Source organism: Pseudomonas sp. zfem001 (assembly GCF_032621725.1).
Lineage (GTDB): Bacteria > Pseudomonadota > Gammaproteobacteria > Pseudomonadales > Pseudomonadaceae > Aquipseudomonas > Aquipseudomonas sediminis.
The window spans coordinates 324,749-340,332 of record NZ_JAVYJI010000006.1 but is presented as its reverse complement, the minus strand read 5'-3'; the positions used below and the strand labels follow the sequence as shown (position 1 = coordinate 340,332).

Below are 15,584 nucleotides of genomic sequence, written 5' to 3'. Positions count from 1 at the left end.
CGCACGTAAGGCCCGGCATGACCGATCTCTCCGCTCACACCCCGATGATGCAGCAGTACTGGAAGCTGAAGAACCAGCACCCGGATCAGTTGATGTTCTATCGCATGGGTGACTTCTACGAGATTTTCTACGAAGACGCGAAGAAGGCAGCCAAGCTGCTCGACATCACCCTGACCGCACGCGGCCAGTCGGCCGGCCAATCGATCCCTATGTGCGGCATTCCTTTCCATTCGCTCGAAGGCTATCTGGCCAAGCTGGTCAAGCTCGGCGAGTCTGTGGTGATCTGCGAACAGATCGGCGACCCGGCCACCAGCAAGGGCCCGGTGGAGCGTCAGGTGGTGCGCATCATCACCCCCGGCACCATCAGCGACGAAGCCCTGCTTGATGAGCACCGTGACAACCTGCTGGCCGCGGTACTAGGCGACGAACGTCTGTTCGGCCTGGCCGTGCTGGATATCACCAGCGGCCGCTTCAGCGTGCAGGAGATCAAAGGCTGGGAAAACCTGCTGGCCGAACTGGAACGCCTGAGCCCCGCCGAGCTGCTGATCCCGGATGACTGGCCGCAAGGTCTGCCCGCCGAGAAGCGCAAAGGCTCGCGCCGCCGCGCGCCGTGGGATTTCGACCGCGACAGCGCCTTCAAGAGCCTGTGCCAGCAATTCAGCACTCAGGACCTGAAAGGCTTCGGCTGCGAAAACCTGACCCTGGCCATCGGCGCCGCCGGCTGCCTGCTCGGCTATGCTAAAGAAACTCAGCGCACCGCCCTGCCCCACCTGCGCAGCCTGCGTCACGAGCGCCTGGACGACACGGTGATCCTCGACGGCGCCAGCCGCCGCAATCTCGAGCTGGACATCAACCTCGCCGGCGGCCGCGACAACACCCTGCAGTCGGTGATGGATCGTTGCCAGACCGCCATGGCCAGCCGCCTGCTGGGCCGTTGGCTGAACCGCCCGCTGCGTGATCGCGCGGTGCTGGAGGCGCGCCAGGACGCCATCGCCCGCCTGCTCGATGGTTATCGCTTCGAAACGCTGCAGCCGCAGCTCAAGGAAATTGGCGACCTGGAACGCATCCTTGCCCGTATCGGCTTGCGCAACGCCCGCCCACGCGACCTCGCCCGCCTGCGCGACGCTCTGGCGGCACTGCCCGAACTGCAGATGGCGATGACCACGCTGGACACCCCGCACCTGCAACAGCTGGCCGGCAGCATCTCCACCTACCCGGAACTGGCCGACCTGCTGGCCCGCGCCATCATCGACAACCCGCCGGCGGTGATCCGTGACGGCGGCGTGCTGAAAACCGGCTACGACGCCGAGCTGGACGAGTTGCAGGCGATGAGCGAGAACGCCGGCCAGTTCCTCATGGATCTGGAAGCTCGGGAGAAGGAGCGTACCGGCCTGGCCAACCTCAAGGTCGGCTACAACCGCGTGCACGGCTACTTCATCGAATTGCCGACCAAGCAGGCCGAATCGGCGCCAGCTGACTACATCCGCCGACAGACGCTCAAAGGCGCCGAGCGTTTCATCACCCCCGAGCTGAAGGAGTTCGAAGACAAGGCCTTGTCGGCCAAGAGTCGCGCCCTGGCCCGCGAAAAGATGCTCTACGACGAGTTGCTCGAGCGCCTGATCGGCCATCTAGCGCCACTGCAGGATAGTGCCGCGGCCCTCGCCGAACTGGACGTACTGAGCAACCTGGCCGAGCGCTCGCTGAACCTTGACCTGAATCGCCCGCGTTTCGTCGACGAACCATGCATGCGTATCGACCAGGGCCGTCACCCGGTGGTCGAGAAGGTGCTGACCACGCCCTTCGTGGCCAACGATCTGGATCTCGACGACAGCCGCCGCATGCTGGTCATCACGGGGCCGAACATGGGTGGTAAATCCACCTACATGCGCCAGACTGCGCTGATCGTGCTGCTGGCCCATATCGGCAGCTTCGTGCCGGCGGCGGCCTGCGAGCTGTCGCTGGTCGATCGTATCTTCACCCGTATCGGCTCGAGCGATGACCTGGCTGGCGGCCGTTCCACCTTCATGGTGGAGATGAGCGAAACTGCCAACATCCTGCACAACGCCAGCGAGCGTAGCCTGGTGTTGATGGACGAGGTAGGCCGCGGCACCAGTACCTTCGACGGCCTGTCGCTGGCCTGGTCAGCCGCCGAGCACCTGGCGCGCCTGCGCGCCTTCACCCTGTTCGCCACACACTATTTCGAGCTGACCGTGCTGCCGGAAAGCGAGCCGGTGGTGGCCAACGTGCACCTCTCGGCCACCGAGCACAACGAGCGCATCGTCTTCCTCCACCACGTTCAGCCAGGCCCTGCGAGCCAGAGTTACGGCCTGGCTGTAGCGCAACTGGCTGGTGTACCCGGCACGGTAATCAGCCGCGCACGCGAGCACCTGGCGCGCCTGGAGGCTACCAGCCTGCCGCACGACCTGCCACGCCAGGAAGCCGGCCAGCCGCAGGCGCCGATGCAAAGCGATCTGTTCGCCAGCGTGCCGCACCCGCTGCTGGAGCAATTGCACAAGATCAATCCGGATGATCTGACTCCGCGCAAGGCGCTGGAGCTGTTATATACATGGAAGACGCAGATCTAACGCTCAATACAACAAACTGCTAGAATCGCGCGCAATTTTACGACCGCCCGGTTTACAGCCTGAGCCGCGGCCACAGACAGAGCGCCTGACAGCCCTTCACAGAAAGGGCTCAGGCCGCCGCCCGAGGAGAGAATCAGAATGACCTTCGTCGTCACCGACAACTGCATCAAGTGCAAATACACCGACTGTGTGGAAGTCTGCCCGGTGGACTGCTTCTACGAAGGCCCGAACTTCCTGGTCATTCACCCGGATGAGTGTATCGATTGCGCCCTGTGCGAGCCGGAGTGCCCAGCGCAGGCGATCTTCTCGGAAGATGAAGTGCCCGAAGACCAGCAGGAGTTCATCGAACTGAACGCCGACCTGGCTGAAGTGTGGCCGAACATCACCGAGAAGAAAGAAGCACTGCCGGACGCCGAAGAGTGGGATGGCGTGAAGGACAAGCTGCAACATCTGGAGCGCTGAGTTCGCCCAGAAACACAAAGACCCGCCAAGTGCGGGTCTTTTACTTTCAACGGAGCGTCAGGCTGGCACTACGAATAACGCGCAAAAAAAGGGGCGGCTTGCGCCGCCCACTTTTATTCCCTAGTCCCTTTGTTTCCCAACTCATCGTCCTGATGAATCGCGTCTTGCGATGTTCCTGACCCTCATCCTGACGGCCTGTGCTTGTCCCTGAGCACAGGTGTGATATTAGCCGCTTCAGGCAACCGCACAACCCGACTCAGATTGACCCAGTCTGTTCATGATTTTTTAAAATCTTTAAAAAACAAACAGTTAAGTAAAAGCTCAGTAAAAACCATGGGCTTTCAGAACATATACTGACAATACCTGTAAGCGATGGCTTACATAAGCGTGCATAAAAAACCCGGCCGGAGCCGGGTTCGTGATCGAGGCGAAACCTCACTGAAACAAGGCGTCGCTGGACAAGCCGTTATTCTCGAGAATCTCCCGCAGGCGCTTAAGCGCCTCGACCTGAATCTGCCGCACTCGCTCGCGGGTCAGGCCGATCTCCTGCCCTACTTCTTCAAGGGTACAGCTTTCATGGCCGCGCAGACCGAAGCGGCGCACAACGACTTCCCGTTGTTTGTCGGTCAGGTCGGAAAGCCACTGATCGATGCTCTGCGACAGATCATCGTCCTGCAGCAGCTCGCAGGGATCGGTCGGGCGATCATCGGTCAGGGTATCGAGCAACGTCTTGTCCGAGTCAGGGCCGAGCGAGACGTCCACCGAGGACACCCGCTCGTTGAGGCCGAGCATCCGCTTGACCTCACCCACCGGTTTCTCCAGCAGGTTGGCAATTTCTTCCGCAGAAGGCTCATGGTCGAGCTTCTGGGTCAGCTCACGAGCCGCTCGCAGGTAGACGTTGAGCTCCTTGACCACATGAATCGGCAAACGGATGGTTCGCGTCTGATTCATGATGGCGCGTTCGATGGTCTGGCGAATCCACCAGGTTGCATAGGTCGAGAAACGGAACCCCCGCTCCGGATCGAACTTTTCCACGGCGCGAATCAAGCCGAGATTACCCTCCTCGATCAGATCGAGCAGGGAAAGACCGCGATTGACGTAACGCCTGGCGATCTTCACGACCAGCCGCAGGTTGCTCTCGATCATGCGCTTGCGCCCGGCAGGATCGCCCTTCTGCGCCAGACGCGCGAAGTGCACTTCCTCTTCGGGAGTGAGCAAGGGAGAGAAACCGATTTCGTTGAGGTAAAGCTGAGTGGCGTCTAGCGCCCGGGTGTAGTCGATGTACTTGTGTTGCTTGGATGGGGTGGCGTTCTTGGCCTTGGTACGTGCGACCGGCGCTTCCACCTCATCGCCCTGAACCTCGCCGAAAACGATGCCAGGCTCCATGAGGAGCAGTTCATCGTCGACGTCAAACTCCGGCGCTTCTTTTTTGATGAGAGCCATTGTTGTTGTCCCTAGCTGAGTTCGACAACAGACTCTGGCGGAACCGTCCTGGCCACACCTGAGCCCGTCCCTCCTACGTGATGGAACGGGTCAGCGACGGATCAACGACGTGGCAGATATTGCAGCGGATCGACAGGTTTACCTTGGCGGCGAATCTCAAAATGCAGCTTCACCCGGTCGGCCCCTGTGGACCCCATTTCGGCAATACTTTGCCCGGCTTTGACCTGCTGCCCCTCCCGTACCAACAACCTGCGGTTATGACCGTAAGCACTTACGTAGGTATCGCTGTGCTTGATGATGATCAACTCGCCGTAGCCCCGCAAACCACTCCCGGCGTACACCACTGATCCATCAGACGCAGCTAAAACAGGCTGGCCTAATTGCCCAGCGATATCAATGCCTTTATTCAAACTACCGTTTGAGGAAAAACGACTGATTACCGCGCCGTCGGTTGGCCAGGACCAACCACTGGCAGAACGACTCACTGGAGTGACTGGCGTCGTCGCTGGCGTATTGGCTACCGGCGGGCGAGCGGGCTGAGTTGCAGGCGGCGCAGTCACGGCAACCGGTGGACGACTGGGCACTGGTTGGGTGATAACCGTCGAGGTGGTTGGAGGCGGTGCCGAAGCGACCGGTTGACTGTTACCTACCGGGCGGTTGTCGAAACGGATCGTCTGGCCAACGCGGATCACGTAAGGATCACGCAGGCCGTTATGGGCAGCCAGCGCCTTCCAGTCCCAGCCGAAACGAAAGGCAATGGAATAGAGCGTGTCGCCACGCTGCACCACATAGTGGCCACTGCGTACGGGCTGACGCTGTACTACTGGAGCACGCCCTTGATTCTGTCCACGGTCGACTACCTGCACACCACCTGGGGGCGAGCTGGCACAGCCGACCAACGCGGAGGCAGCAAGCATGGCCAGAGGCAGGCGAATGGCTGCTACTGCGCGGACTAGCACGTGAAGGACGGTCCAACTCACCCAACAGCTCCCTGAATGATTCCGAGTACGACGCCTATTGTGCCGTATTTATTCAGCGCGACCAGTATCGACTGGCCGACGACTCGCCAGCCACTCCAAACCGAGCACCAGAACGATGCCGCCGATTGCCAGTGCAACGGCAAACAGCAACTGCGGATCCTGACCACTGATTTCGGCAAATTTCCCTGGCAGCAGATTGCTCTCCAGTAACGGCACCTGCTCGCCCTTGCTGTCGATACGCCAGCTCAGGGTCTCCTTCCAGGGCCAGACCTTGTTCAGCGAACCCAGCATCAGACCAGAGAGAAACGCCAGACTGAGGTCACGCCAACGTGAAAGCAGCCAACTTAGCAGGCGAGCGAAACTGAGAATGCCAACCAGACAACCGCTGGCAAACACCGCCAAGACCATAAGATCGAGCTCTTTCACCGCCCCCAATACCACCGAGTAAAGACCCAGCAGAAGCAGGATGAAACTGCCCGAAATACCCGGCAGGATCATTGCGCAGATAGCTATGGCACCAGCCAGAAACAGAGTCGGCAGGTCACTGCCCCACTGCATGGGCGCCGCGACGGTGATCCAGTAGGCGAAAGCCAGACCGAGCACAAAACTCGCCACCCTGCTCCAGTTCCACCGCCCGATCTCGCGCCCCACCAAATAGGTGGACACCAGAATCAATCCGAAGAAAAACGACCACACCGGAATCGGATGATGGTGCAGCAAATAGGTGATCAAGCGAGCGAGCGTCAGGATACTGGTGAGGATGCCGCACAACAGCACCAGCAGAAAGGTCGCGTTGGCCATCTGCCAGGCGTTCTTGATGCGACCACGCAGCAAAAGCAGGAGCGCTTCGGGGATGCTGGCGATGGAGCGCAGCAGCTCGTCATAAATGCCACTGATGAAAGCGATGGTGCCGCCGGAAACGCCAGGCACGACATCTGCAGCGCCCATGGCCAAGCCCTTGGCATAGAGCAGAAAATGTTTCTTCATGGATCCTTCCGGAGCTAAAAAGCGATCAGGCCAGCGGCCCGTTGAGTAATGGCACGAAACGCACCGCATCGAGCACATGCCGGGAAAAACCCTGCTCTTCACGCACGATCAGCAACAACTGCTGCACATCACCACTGCCGACCGGGATGACCAGCCGTCCACCTGGAGCCAGCTGATCTAGCAAGGCTTGCGGCACTTGCGCGGCGGCGGCGGTGACGATGATGCCGTTATACGGGCCGAGCGCGTTCCAACCTTCCCAACCATCACCCCAGCGAAAGACCACGTTGCGCAGCTTGAGTTCGACCAGACGCTCCTTGGCGCGATCCTGCAGCACCTGAATGCGCTCCACAGAGAACACCCGCTCGACCAGCTGTGCCAGCACGGCGGTCTGGTAACCGGAACCGGTACCGATCTCCAGCACCTTGTCCAGCGGGCCAGCGGCCAGCAGCAGTTCGGTCATGCGACCGACCATGTAAGGCTGGGAAATCGTCTGGTTATGCCCGATGGGCAGCGCCGTGTCTTCATAGGCACGGTGCGCCAGGGCCTCATCGACGAACAGATGACGCGGCGTACGGCGGATCACTTCCAGTACCCGAGCGTTCGACAGCCCTTCCTCATAGAGGCGCTGGATCAATCGCTCACGGGTGCGCTGCGAGGTCATGCCGATCCCGCTGCGCTGCATGTCGTCCTGGCCACGCATCAGAAGATGCCCTCCAACCAGCCATCCATAGATTCGAGAGCCTCATTGAACGTGCGATCAAGCCGTAGCGGCGTGATCGATACATAACCTTGCATCACGGCATGAAAATCGGTGCCCTGACTGCCATCCTCGACATCACCGGCTGCAGCAATCCAGTAACCTTCCTTGCCACGTGGGTTGACCACCTTGACCGGAGCCGCCGCGCGCGCGCGATGGCCAAGTCGGGTCAGCTGCACGCCACGGATATGCTCAAGCGGCAGATTCGGCACGTTGACATTGAGCACGGTACGCGGCGGCAGTTCGAGCCGCTCTTGCGCCTCGACCAATTTACGGGCGAAATAGGCAGCGGTCGGCAGGTTGTCCGGGAGACGCGACAGCAGCGAGAAAGCGAACGCTGGCTTGCTCAGGAAACGTCCTTCGAGCGCGGCGGCGACGGTGCCGGAATAGAGCACGTCATCACCCAGGTTAGCCCCCAGATTGATGCCAGAGACGACCATGTCCGGCGTCTGCTCGAGCAAGCCATTGAGCCCCAGGTGCACGCAATCGGTCGGCGTGCCATTGAGGCTGATGTAGCCATTGGCCAATGCCATGGGATGCAGTGGACGATCCAGGGTCAGCGCACTGCTGGCGCCGCTCTTGTCTTCGGCAGGCGCGATCACCACGCACTCGGCATAGTCGGCCAGCGCTTGGTGCAACGCAGCGATACCGGGTGCGTTCACCCCGTCGTCGTTGGAAATCAGAATTCGCATGGAGTATCCGTCTGCCCTGCTGGCACCAGATCGAGCAATTCGCGCACCACCACGGTGGCGAAACACCCGGCCGGCAGGACGAATGCAAGTTGCAGAATATCGGGTTCGGGATAATGCCATGACAGGCCGCCGATGGGGAGGCGCAGAATTCGCCGTTCGTGCGCCATGTCCGCCTTGATCAGCCATTGCACCAGTTGTCCGGCCTCATCGGCCGCCGCCTGCTCCAGCTGCTGGGTCTCACCAGCGGTCGGCAACGGACCGTCTCCCCAAAGCGGGCCAGTGGGATGCAGATCGAGAATAGCCAGGCGCGGGTCAATACACTCGGCCTCGCCAGCCATGAAGAAACTGCGACTGGCAGTGAAGGCCAGCAGGTCGCCAATCCGAGCCTGGTTCCAGGTACCAGCAGCTACGCGCTTGGCCAGCACCTGATTGAACAGGTAACTGCGCGCCGAAGACAGCAGGCGCGAGCGCAGGTTGCGCTGCACCGGCAACTCCTGACGCGAGGCGAAATCACGCGCCTGCTCGACATTGCCGCCATCGAAGCCAAAGCGCTGCAAGCCGAAATAGTTGGGCACGCCTTGTTCGGCGATACGCTGCAGACGCTGCTCCAGCGCATCGCGGTCTGCCTCCAGGGCAGTCAAGCGCAAGGTGAAACCATTGGCGGCATGGGCACCACGCTGCAATTTGCGGTTGTGTCGCTGGCTGCGCAGGATGACCAGATCATCGCCCTGCGCAGCGGCCAGATCGGGGTCGGCCTTGCCCGGCAGGTGCAGACTGAACCACTGCCGGGTCAGCGCCTGACGATCCTTGAGTCCCGCGTAACTGACCGCCTTGAGCGGCAGGCCGGCAGCGCGGGCGATCCGCCGGGCGGCTTCCTCGGTATTCAGGCCGCGCTTTTCCACCCACAACCACAGATGCTCACCCTGGCCAGTGAGCGGGATGTCCAGTACTTCATCGACCTGAAAATCCTCGGCAGTGGCCTTGAGTACCGCCCGACCACACGCCACGCCATGGGCGCGCGGCCCCAGCAGTTGTAGCTCGTTCATGCCTTGACCAGCAAGGCGACGGCGTGCACCGCGATACCTTCCTCACGCCCGGTGAAACCGAGCTTCTCGGTGGTGGTGGCCTTGACGTTGACCTGATCCAGTTCGATACCCAGGTCCTCGGCAATGCGCTCGCGCATGCTCTGGATATGCGGCGCCATCTTCGGTGCCTGAGCGATGATGGTGGCATCGACGTTACCCACCGCGTAGCCCTTGCCACGCACCAGGCCCATCACATGGCGCAGCAGCGCACGGCTATCGGCGCCTTTGAAAGTCGGATCGGTATCGGGGAAATGTTTGCCGATATCGCCCAGCGCTACTGCACCGAGCAGGGCATCGCTCAGCGCGTGCAGCAGCACGTCGCCGTCGGAATGAGCGACAAGACCAAACTTATGGGGAATCCGTACGCCGCCGAGGGTGATGAAATCACCTTCGCCGAAGCGGTGTACGTCATAGCCATGACCGATACGCATAAAGAACAACGCCCTGAAAAAGTCAGGGCGTGATTCTAACCGCATTGCCCCGTAGCCCGGATGAAATCCGGGAAATTCGCGCCCCGGATTTCATCCGGGTTACGCCGGGAGCAAAGCGGCTGCATGGTGACGCAGGTGATCGTCGATGAAGCTGGCGATGAAGTAATAGCTATGGTCATAGCCTGGCTGCATGCGCAGGGTCAGCGGATGACCGGCGGCCTTGGCCGCAGCCTGCAGGGCCTGCGGCTTGAGCTGGCCGTCGAGGAAATCATCACGATCACCCTGATCGACTAGGATCGGCAGCTTCTCGCCAGCCTCGGCGATCAGCACGCTGGCATCCCACTCACGCCAGCGCGAACGCTCCTCGCCGAGGTACAGCGAGAACGCCTTCTCCCCCCACGGGCAGTTCATCGGATTGCTGATCGGTGAAAAGGCCGATACCGACTGATAGCGCCCTGGGTTCTTCAGCGCGCAGATCAGCGCACCGTGGCCGCCCATGGAATGTCCGGCGATACCGCGCTTGTCCGAGACGGGGAAATTGGCCTCGATCAGTGCCGGCAGCTCCTGCACCACGTAGTCGTACATGCGGTAGTGGCGCGCAAAGGGCTCCTGAGTGGCATTGACGTAGAAACCTGCGCCGAGGCCGAAGTCATAAGCACCGTTGGCGTCGTCGGCCACGCCTTCGCCACGCGGGCTGGTGTCCGGTGCGACGATGATCAACCCGAGCTCGGCGGCCATGCGCTGAGCGCCGGCCTTCTGCATGAAGTTCTCGTCGGTACAGGTCAGGCCGCTCAGCCAGTACAACACCGGCAGCCTGGCACCCTGCTCCGCCTGGGGTGGCAGATAGACGGCGAACACCATGTCGCAGTTGAGACTGCTGGAACGATGGCGATAGCGCTTGTGCCAGCCACCGAAGCTCTTGTTGCTGGAAACGATTTCGAGGGTCATGAGCCGCTCCGTAGGGTGCGCCATGCGCACCAAGGGGTTGCGGTGCGCACAGCGCACCCCGCGAGAATCCGTGCAGCCATGAGGCCGCACGGTGTTTCATCAGAAATGAATGACGGTGCGGATGCTCTTGCCTTCATGCATCAGCTCGAACGCCTCGTTGATTTCTTCCAGCGGCAGGTTGTGGGTGATGAAGGTGTCCAGCGGAATTTCACCGCTCTGCGACTTCTCGACATAGCTGGGCAGCTCGGTACGACCCTTGACACCACCGAAGGCGCTGCCACGCCAGACACGACCGGTGACCAGCTGGAACGGACGGGTGCTGATCTCGGCACCAGCTGGTGCCACGCCGATGATGGTCGACTCGCCCCAGCCCTTGTGGCAGCACTCCAGCGCAGCGCGCATCAGTTGCACGTTGCCGATGCACTCGAAGCTGTAGTCGACGCCGCCATCGGTCATCTCGACGATGACTTCCTGAATCGGCTTGCTGTGCTCTTTCGGATTGACGAAATCGGTGATGCCCAGCTCACGCGCCACAGCTTCCTTGGCCGGGTTGATATCGATGCCGATGATGCGCGAAGCCTTGGCCATCTTGGCGCCGATGATCGCCGCCAGACCAATGCCACCCAAACCGAAGATGGCCACGGTGGAGCCCTCGGTAACCTTGGCGGTATTGAGCACGGCGCCAATACCGGTGGTCACGCCGCAGCCAAGCAGGCAGACCTTCTCCAGCGGCGCCTCCTTGGGGATCTTCGCCAGAGACACTTCCGGCAGCACGGTGTACTCGGAGAAGGTCGAGCAACCCATGTAGTGGTAGACCGGCTCGCCGTTGTAGGAGAAGCGGCTGGTGCCATCGGGCATCAGCCCCTTGCCCTGGGTGGCGCGTACCGAGCTGCACAGGTTGGTCTTGTTGGATTTGCAAAATTTGCACTCGCCGCATTCAGCGGTGTACAGCGGAATCACGTGGTCGCCGACCGCCAGCGAAGTGACGCCCTCACCCACCGCCTCAACGATACCGCCACCCTCGTGACCGAGAATGCAGGGGAACACGCCCTCGCTGTCCTGGCCGGACAAGGTATAGGCGTCGGTATGGCAGACACCGGTAGCGACAATACGTACCAGCACTTCTCCGGCCTGAGGTGGCGCGACATCGACCTCGACGATTTTCAGGGGCTCATTCGGGGCGAAGGCGACGGCGGCGCGGGATTTGATCATGGCAGTTCTCTCCAGAGAGCGTGGGCAATGGCCGGCAGTCTAGTTCACGACCGACAAGAGATAATCAGCGAAATAGAAAAACATTATTGCTGTACAGGGATAATATTGAGCCCTGCAAGCGCCCCCTCTACGAGCCAACCGGATGCAATCGGGAGCACAGGAGAACAAGCATCAATGAATCGCTGGGAAGGACTCGACGAATTCGTCGCCGTGGCCGAGAGCGGGCAGTTCAGTGCGGCGGCCGAGCGCTTGGGATTGTCCACTTCGCAGGTCAGCCGCCAGGTCGCACGCCTGGAAGAGCGCCTGCAGAGCCGTCTGTTCTACCGCAGCACCAGGCGGGTAGCCCTGACCGAGGCCGGCCAGTTGTTTCTGCAACACTGCCAGCGCCTGCAGGATGCCCGCGAAGAAGCGTTGCGTGCAGTCGGCGATCTTGGCGCCGAGCCAAAAGGGCTGCTACGCATGACCTGCGCCGTGGCATATGGCGAGCGCTTCATCGTGCCACTGGTCAATGACTTCATGGCGCGACATCCACAGTTGCGCGTCGAGATAGAACTGTCCAACCGCCCGCTAGACCTGCTGCACGACGGCCTGGACCTGGCCATCCGCCTGGGGCGCCTGCAGGACTCACGACTCATGGCCGCACGCCTGGCCCCCCGCGAGATGTACCTGTGCGCGGCACCCGAGTACCTGCAACGCTACGGCCGCCCTCATTCGCTGTCGGAGCTGGCGCGCCACAATTGCCTGATCGGCAGCAGCGAGACCTGGAGCTTCGCCGAAAATGGCCGGGAAACCCAAGTGCGGGTGCAGGGCAACTGGCGCTGCAACAGCGGCCAGGCCGTGCTCGACGCTGCGCTACGCGGTTTTGGCCTGTGCCAGCTACCCGATTACTACGTCCTCGAACATCTGCGTAGCGGGCGGCTGACCTCTCTACTGGAACAGCATCGCCCACCCAATACCGCAGTGTGGGCGCTCTACCCACAGCAACGTCACCTTTCACCCAAGGTGCGCCAGTTGATCGACGCCCTGCACCAGGGGCTCAGCCAACGCATCGAATACCTCGCTCCCGCCTGAGATTTTGCAACAACCTTGTCACCCAGCTGAACAGTCATGGAATGTCACAAGTCAGGGCGAAACTCGGGCGAGACGACCGCGTCACAATCTATGCACCCCGCTCAAACGGGGCCTCACGAACTCAGCTACATGAGGACATGGTTATGCAGGTTCTGGTCAACAGTGGTAAGCACGTCACCTCCTCGATGGACTTCAAGGACGACATTCGCGGTCGCGTCCGGGACAAGCTCCAGCGCTACGAGGACCACCTCACCCGGATCGAAATTCATCTCTCCGACGAGAACGCGCTCAAAAGTGGTCCGCAGGACAAGCGCTGCAAAGTCGAGGCGCGGATGAAAGGACGCGACCCGTTGACGGTCTCCCACGATGCCAGCGAACTGCAGCAGGCAATCGACGGTGCCATGAACAAGCTGACCAACGCGCTGGATCGCAACCTGGGCAAAGACGCCAAGCGCTGGACGCACTGATGCTGCGGATCGCCTAGCGGCTCTCGCGCCAGATACGTTGTAGATAATGCAGATCTTCCGGGCGGGTGACCTTGAGGTTGTCCGCCCGGCCTTCGATGAGCCGGGGCGACTGCCCTGCCCACTCCATGGCCGAAGCTTCGTCGGTCACTGCCACGCCTTCTTTCAGCGCTTGCGCCAGAGCCTCGCGCAGCGCGCCCAGGCGAAACATCTGCGGCGTGTAAGCCTGCCAGATCACGCTACGATCCACAGTCTCCACCACCCTGCCATCGCTTCCGGCACGCTTGAGCGTGTCGCGCGCCGGCACCGCCAGCAGGCCGCCGACCGGATCATCAGCCAGACTGTCCAACAGTCGCTCAAGGTCGTCCTTGGACAGATTGGGTCGTGCCGCGTCATGCACCAGCACCCAATCCTCGCGGCCCGCGCCCCCTGCGAATAGCGCTTCCAGCCCTGCCAATACCGAGTCGGCGCGTTCGTGACCGCCAGGCGCCCGGCGGATACGCGCATCGCCTGCCACAGGCAATTGCGGCCAGAACGGGTCATCCACGGCAACGCACACCACCGCTCCCAGCAGACCGGGATGGTCAAGAAAACAGTGCAGAGTGTGTTCAAGAATGCAGCGGCCGGCGATCTGCAGGTACTGCTTGGGCCGGTCGGCGGCCATACGTGCGCCGACACCGGCAGCTGGAATCACCAGCCAGAATTTCGTGGTCATTCAGTCAGCAGATAGAGGGTTTCACCCTCTTTGAGCATGCCCAGCTCCTGGCGCGCCCGCTCTTCAACGGTTTCCATGCCGCGCTTGAGCTCCATCACTTCGGCCTCGAGGATACGATTGCGCTCCAGCAGGCGCTCGTTCTCGCCCTGCTGCTCGGCGATCTGCTGTTGCAGACGGCTGGCAGCAGCCAGGCTACCGTCGCCGACCCACAATCGATATTGCAGACCGCCCAGCAACAGGACCAACACGATAAACAGCCAATACGGACTACGCATGGAGCGGCTCGCAGAATGAGTCATCGGCATGGTAGGGGCTGCGTTCATGCTTGAAAAGAAGCCGTCTGATGAGTGACATGGGGTTTCGGTACCTGCATCCGTGCATTGGTTCCCAGAGATCGACGAAGCGTCCACGAAAAAGGGCGACTTGCGTCGCCCTTTTCTACCACGCAGATATTAGCCGCGGAACTCGGCGCGACCTTTGTATGGGGCCTTGCCGCCCAACTGCTCTTCGATACGCAGCAGTTGGTTGTACTTGGAAACGCGGTCGGAACGGCACAGCGAACCGGTCTTGATCTGACCAGCGGCAGTACCCACGGCCAGGTCGGCGATGGTGCTGTCTTCGGTTTCGCCGCTGCGGTGCGAGATCACGGCGGTGAAGCCAGCGGCCTTGGCCATCTGGATGGCTTCCAAGGTCTCGGTCAGCGAGCCGATCTGGTTGAACTTGATCAGGATCGAGTTACCGATCTGCTCGTCGATACCGCGCTTGAGGATCTTGGTATTGGTAACGAACAGGTCGTCGCCAACCAGCTGTACCTTGGCGCCAATCTTGTCGGTCAGGACTTTCCAGCTGGCCCAGTCGGACTCGTCCATGCCGTCTTCGATGGAGATGATCGGGTAACGCTCGGTCAGACCAGCCAGGTAGTCGGCAAAGCCTTCACCGCTGAATACCTTGCCTTCGCCGGCCAGGTCGTACTGGCCGTCCTTGAAGAACTCGCTGGAAGCGCAGTCCAGCGCCAGGGTCACGTCGTCACCCAGCTTGTAGCCGGCGTTGGCAACGGCTTCGGCAATGGCAGCCAGAGCGTCTTCGTTGGAGGCCAGGTTCGGCGCGAAACCACCCTCGTCACCGACGGCAGTGTTCAGGCCACGGGCCTTGAGCACGGCTTTGAGGTGATGGAAGATCTCGGCGCCCATGCGCAGGGCGTCGGCGAAATTCTTGGCGCCAACCGGCTGCACCATGAACTCCTGGATATCGACGTTGTTGTCGGCGTGCTCGCCGCCGTTGATGATGTTCATCATCGGTACCGGCATGGAGTAGACGCCCGGGGTGCCATTCAGATCAGCGATGTGCGCGTACAGCGGCACGCCCTTGGCCTGAGCAGCGGCCTTGGCGGCAGCCAGGGACACGGCGAGGATGGCGTTGGCGCCCAGAGTGGCCTTGTTCTCGGTACCGTCGAGCTCGATCATCGCGCGATCCAGCGCTTTCTGGTCGACAGCGTCTTTGCCCAGCAGCAGGTCACGGATCGGGCCGTTGATGTTGGCGACGGCCTTCAGCACGCCCTTGCCCAGGTAACGGCTCTTGTCGCCGTCACGCAGCTCCAGCGCTTCGCGCGAGCCAGTGGAGGCGCCGGACGGAGCGCATGCGCTACCGACGATGCCGCCTTCCAGAATTACATCCGCTTCCACGGTGGGGTTACCACGGGAGTCGAGAACCTCACGACCCTTGATGTCGACGATCTTTGCCATTCTTGATAAC

16 protein-coding genes are annotated in these 15,584 nt (G+C 61.3%); 4 read left to right on the top strand and 12 right to left on the bottom strand.

What is annotated here, in order from left to right; all coding sequences use genetic code 11:
- The first annotated feature begins 17 nt into the window (after window positions 1-17).
- Together mutS and fdxA are read left to right on the top strand one after the other, a co-directional pair.
- On the top strand, window positions 18-2,585 hold the full coding sequence (gene mutS, locus RTH74_RS20090; RefSeq protein WP_316915821.1) for a DNA mismatch repair protein MutS: 2,568 nt from the start codon (window positions 18-20) through the stop codon (window positions 2,583-2,585).
- A gap of 138 nt (window positions 2,586-2,723) precedes the next feature.
- Window positions 2,724-3,047: a ferredoxin FdxA gene (gene fdxA / locus RTH74_RS20085; protein WP_017678218.1), complete on the top strand. Its 324-nt coding sequence runs from the start codon at window positions 2,724-2,726 to the stop codon at window positions 3,045-3,047.
- A 435-nt stretch (window positions 3,048-3,482) separates the two neighbouring features.
- Here fdxA and rpoS read toward each other — a convergent pair whose 3' ends face one another.
- The 9 genes from rpoS to RTH74_RS20040 form a co-directional block, all read right to left on the bottom strand.
- A complete protein-coding gene (gene rpoS / locus RTH74_RS20080; protein ID WP_316915820.1) occupies window positions 3,483-4,490 on the bottom strand; it encodes an RNA polymerase sigma factor RpoS in 1,008 nt (335 codons plus the stop codon).
- Window positions 4,491-4,591: 101 nt separating this feature from the next.
- The gene (locus RTH74_RS20075; RefSeq protein ID WP_420713170.1) at window positions 4,592-5,470 is read right to left on the bottom strand and encodes a peptidoglycan DD-metalloendopeptidase family protein; all 879 of its coding nucleotides are present in this window, start codon (window positions 5,468-5,470) and stop codon (window positions 4,592-4,594) included.
- 48 nt (window positions 5,471-5,518) lie between these two features.
- Window positions 5,519-6,457 carry a DUF368 domain-containing protein gene (locus RTH74_RS20070; RefSeq protein ID WP_316915819.1) on the bottom strand — a complete coding sequence of 313 codons (939 nt, stop codon included), beginning with the start codon at window positions 6,455-6,457 and terminating at the stop codon, window positions 5,519-5,521.
- Between the two features lie 25 nt (window positions 6,458-6,482).
- Window positions 6,483-7,118: a protein-L-isoaspartate(D-aspartate) O-methyltransferase gene (locus RTH74_RS20065; RefSeq protein ID WP_177429695.1), complete on the bottom strand. Its 636-nt coding sequence runs from the start codon at window positions 7,116-7,118 to the stop codon at window positions 6,483-6,485.
- Window positions 7,119-7,156: 38 nt separating this feature from the next.
- Entirely contained in the window at window positions 7,157-7,906 is a 750-nt protein-coding gene (surE, locus tag RTH74_RS20060; RefSeq protein ID WP_316915818.1) for a 5'/3'-nucleotidase SurE, read from the bottom strand.
- Complete coding sequence (truD, locus tag RTH74_RS20055; protein WP_316915817.1) at window positions 7,894-8,952, bottom strand: tRNA pseudouridine(13) synthase TruD; 1,059 nt, start codon at window positions 8,950-8,952, stop codon at window positions 7,894-7,896. The genes surE and truD overlap by 13 nt, the downstream gene beginning before the upstream one ends.
- Entirely contained in the window at window positions 8,949-9,422 is a 474-nt protein-coding gene (gene ispF, locus RTH74_RS20050; RefSeq protein WP_004424049.1) for a 2-C-methyl-D-erythritol 2,4-cyclodiphosphate synthase, read from the bottom strand. The genes truD and ispF overlap by 4 nt, the downstream gene beginning before the upstream one ends.
- Window positions 9,423-9,521: 99 nt before the next feature.
- Window positions 9,522-10,370 (bottom strand): S-formylglutathione hydrolase, encoded by an 849-nt coding sequence (gene fghA, locus RTH74_RS20045; protein WP_316915816.1) that lies wholly within the window; start codon window positions 10,368-10,370, stop codon window positions 9,522-9,524.
- A gap of 99 nt (window positions 10,371-10,469) precedes the next feature.
- A complete protein-coding gene (locus tag RTH74_RS20040; RefSeq protein ID WP_125835732.1) occupies window positions 10,470-11,582 on the bottom strand; it encodes an S-(hydroxymethyl)glutathione dehydrogenase/class III alcohol dehydrogenase in 1,113 nt (370 codons plus the stop codon).
- Between the two features lie 174 nt (window positions 11,583-11,756).
- Between RTH74_RS20040 and RTH74_RS20035 the strand changes: the two genes are divergently transcribed.
- Together RTH74_RS20035 and RTH74_RS20030 are read left to right on the top strand one after the other, a co-directional pair.
- A complete protein-coding gene (locus RTH74_RS20035; RefSeq protein WP_316915815.1) occupies window positions 11,757-12,653 on the top strand; it encodes a LysR family transcriptional regulator in 897 nt (298 codons plus the stop codon).
- Window positions 12,654-12,796: 143 nt separating this feature from the next.
- Entirely contained in the window at window positions 12,797-13,120 is a 324-nt protein-coding gene (locus tag RTH74_RS20030; RefSeq protein WP_099523440.1) for an HPF/RaiA family ribosome-associated protein, read from the top strand.
- 13 nt (window positions 13,121-13,133) lie between these two features.
- Here the strand turns inward: RTH74_RS20030 and ispD are convergent, their stop codons facing one another.
- The 3 genes from ispD to eno all read right to left on the bottom strand — a co-directional run bounded on the left by ispD (window position 13,134) and on the right by eno (window position 15,574).
- Complete coding sequence (ispD, locus tag RTH74_RS20025; RefSeq protein ID WP_316915814.1) at window positions 13,134-13,832, bottom strand: 2-C-methyl-D-erythritol 4-phosphate cytidylyltransferase; 699 nt, start codon at window positions 13,830-13,832, stop codon at window positions 13,134-13,136.
- Complete coding sequence (locus RTH74_RS20020; protein ID WP_179576994.1) at window positions 13,829-14,107, bottom strand: septum formation initiator family protein; 279 nt, start codon at window positions 14,105-14,107, stop codon at window positions 13,829-13,831. Before RTH74_RS20020 ends, ispD begins: the two co-directional genes overlap by 4 nt.
- Before the next feature lie 177 nt (window positions 14,108-14,284).
- Entirely contained in the window at window positions 14,285-15,574 is a 1,290-nt protein-coding gene (gene eno, locus RTH74_RS20015) for a phosphopyruvate hydratase (protein WP_316915813.1), read from the bottom strand.
- Between the last annotated feature and the right edge of the window lie 10 nt (window positions 15,575-15,584).

What these genes read in the sequence shown, in the direction of transcription:
- mutS (WP_316915821.1), top strand. Translation starts at nt 18, where the DNA reads ATGACCGATCTCTCCGCTCACACCCCGATGATGCAGCAGTACTGGAAG.
- fdxA (WP_017678218.1), top strand. Translation starts at nt 2,724, where the DNA reads ATGACCTTCGTCGTCACCGACAACTGCATCAAGTGCAAATACACCGAC.
- rpoS (WP_316915820.1), bottom strand. Translation starts at nt 4,490, where the DNA reads ATGGCTCTCATCAAAAAAGAAGCGCCGGAGTTTGACGTCGACGATGAA.
- RTH74_RS20070 (WP_316915819.1), bottom strand. Translation starts at nt 6,457, where the DNA reads ATGAAGAAACATTTTCTGCTCTATGCCAAGGGCTTGGCCATGGGCGCT.
- RTH74_RS20065 (WP_177429695.1), bottom strand. Translation starts at nt 7,118, where the DNA reads ATGACCTCGCAGCGCACCCGTGAGCGATTGATCCAGCGCCTCTATGAG.
- surE (WP_316915818.1), bottom strand. Translation starts at nt 7,906, where the DNA reads ATGCGAATTCTGATTTCCAACGACGACGGGGTGAACGCACCCGGTATC.
- truD (WP_316915817.1), bottom strand. Translation starts at nt 8,952, where the DNA reads ATGAACGAGCTACAACTGCTGGGGCCGCGCGCCCATGGCGTGGCGTGT.
- ispF (WP_004424049.1), bottom strand. Translation starts at nt 9,422, where the DNA reads ATGCGTATCGGTCATGGCTATGACGTACACCGCTTCGGCGAAGGTGAT.
- fghA (WP_316915816.1), bottom strand. Translation starts at nt 10,370, where the DNA reads ATGACCCTCGAAATCGTTTCCAGCAACAAGAGCTTCGGTGGCTGGCAC.
- RTH74_RS20040 (WP_125835732.1), bottom strand. Translation starts at nt 11,582, where the DNA reads ATGATCAAATCCCGCGCCGCCGTCGCCTTCGCCCCGAATGAGCCCCTG.
- RTH74_RS20035 (WP_316915815.1), top strand. Translation starts at nt 11,757, where the DNA reads ATGAATCGCTGGGAAGGACTCGACGAATTCGTCGCCGTGGCCGAGAGC.
- RTH74_RS20030 (WP_099523440.1), top strand. Translation starts at nt 12,797, where the DNA reads ATGCAGGTTCTGGTCAACAGTGGTAAGCACGTCACCTCCTCGATGGAC.
- ispD (WP_316915814.1), bottom strand. Translation starts at nt 13,832, where the DNA reads ATGACCACGAAATTCTGGCTGGTGATTCCAGCTGCCGGTGTCGGCGCA.
- RTH74_RS20020 (WP_179576994.1), bottom strand. Translation starts at nt 14,107, where the DNA reads ATGCGTAGTCCGTATTGGCTGTTTATCGTGTTGGTCCTGTTGCTGGGC.
- eno (WP_316915813.1), bottom strand. Translation starts at nt 15,574, where the DNA reads ATGGCAAAGATCGTCGACATCAAGGGTCGTGAGGTTCTCGACTCCCGT.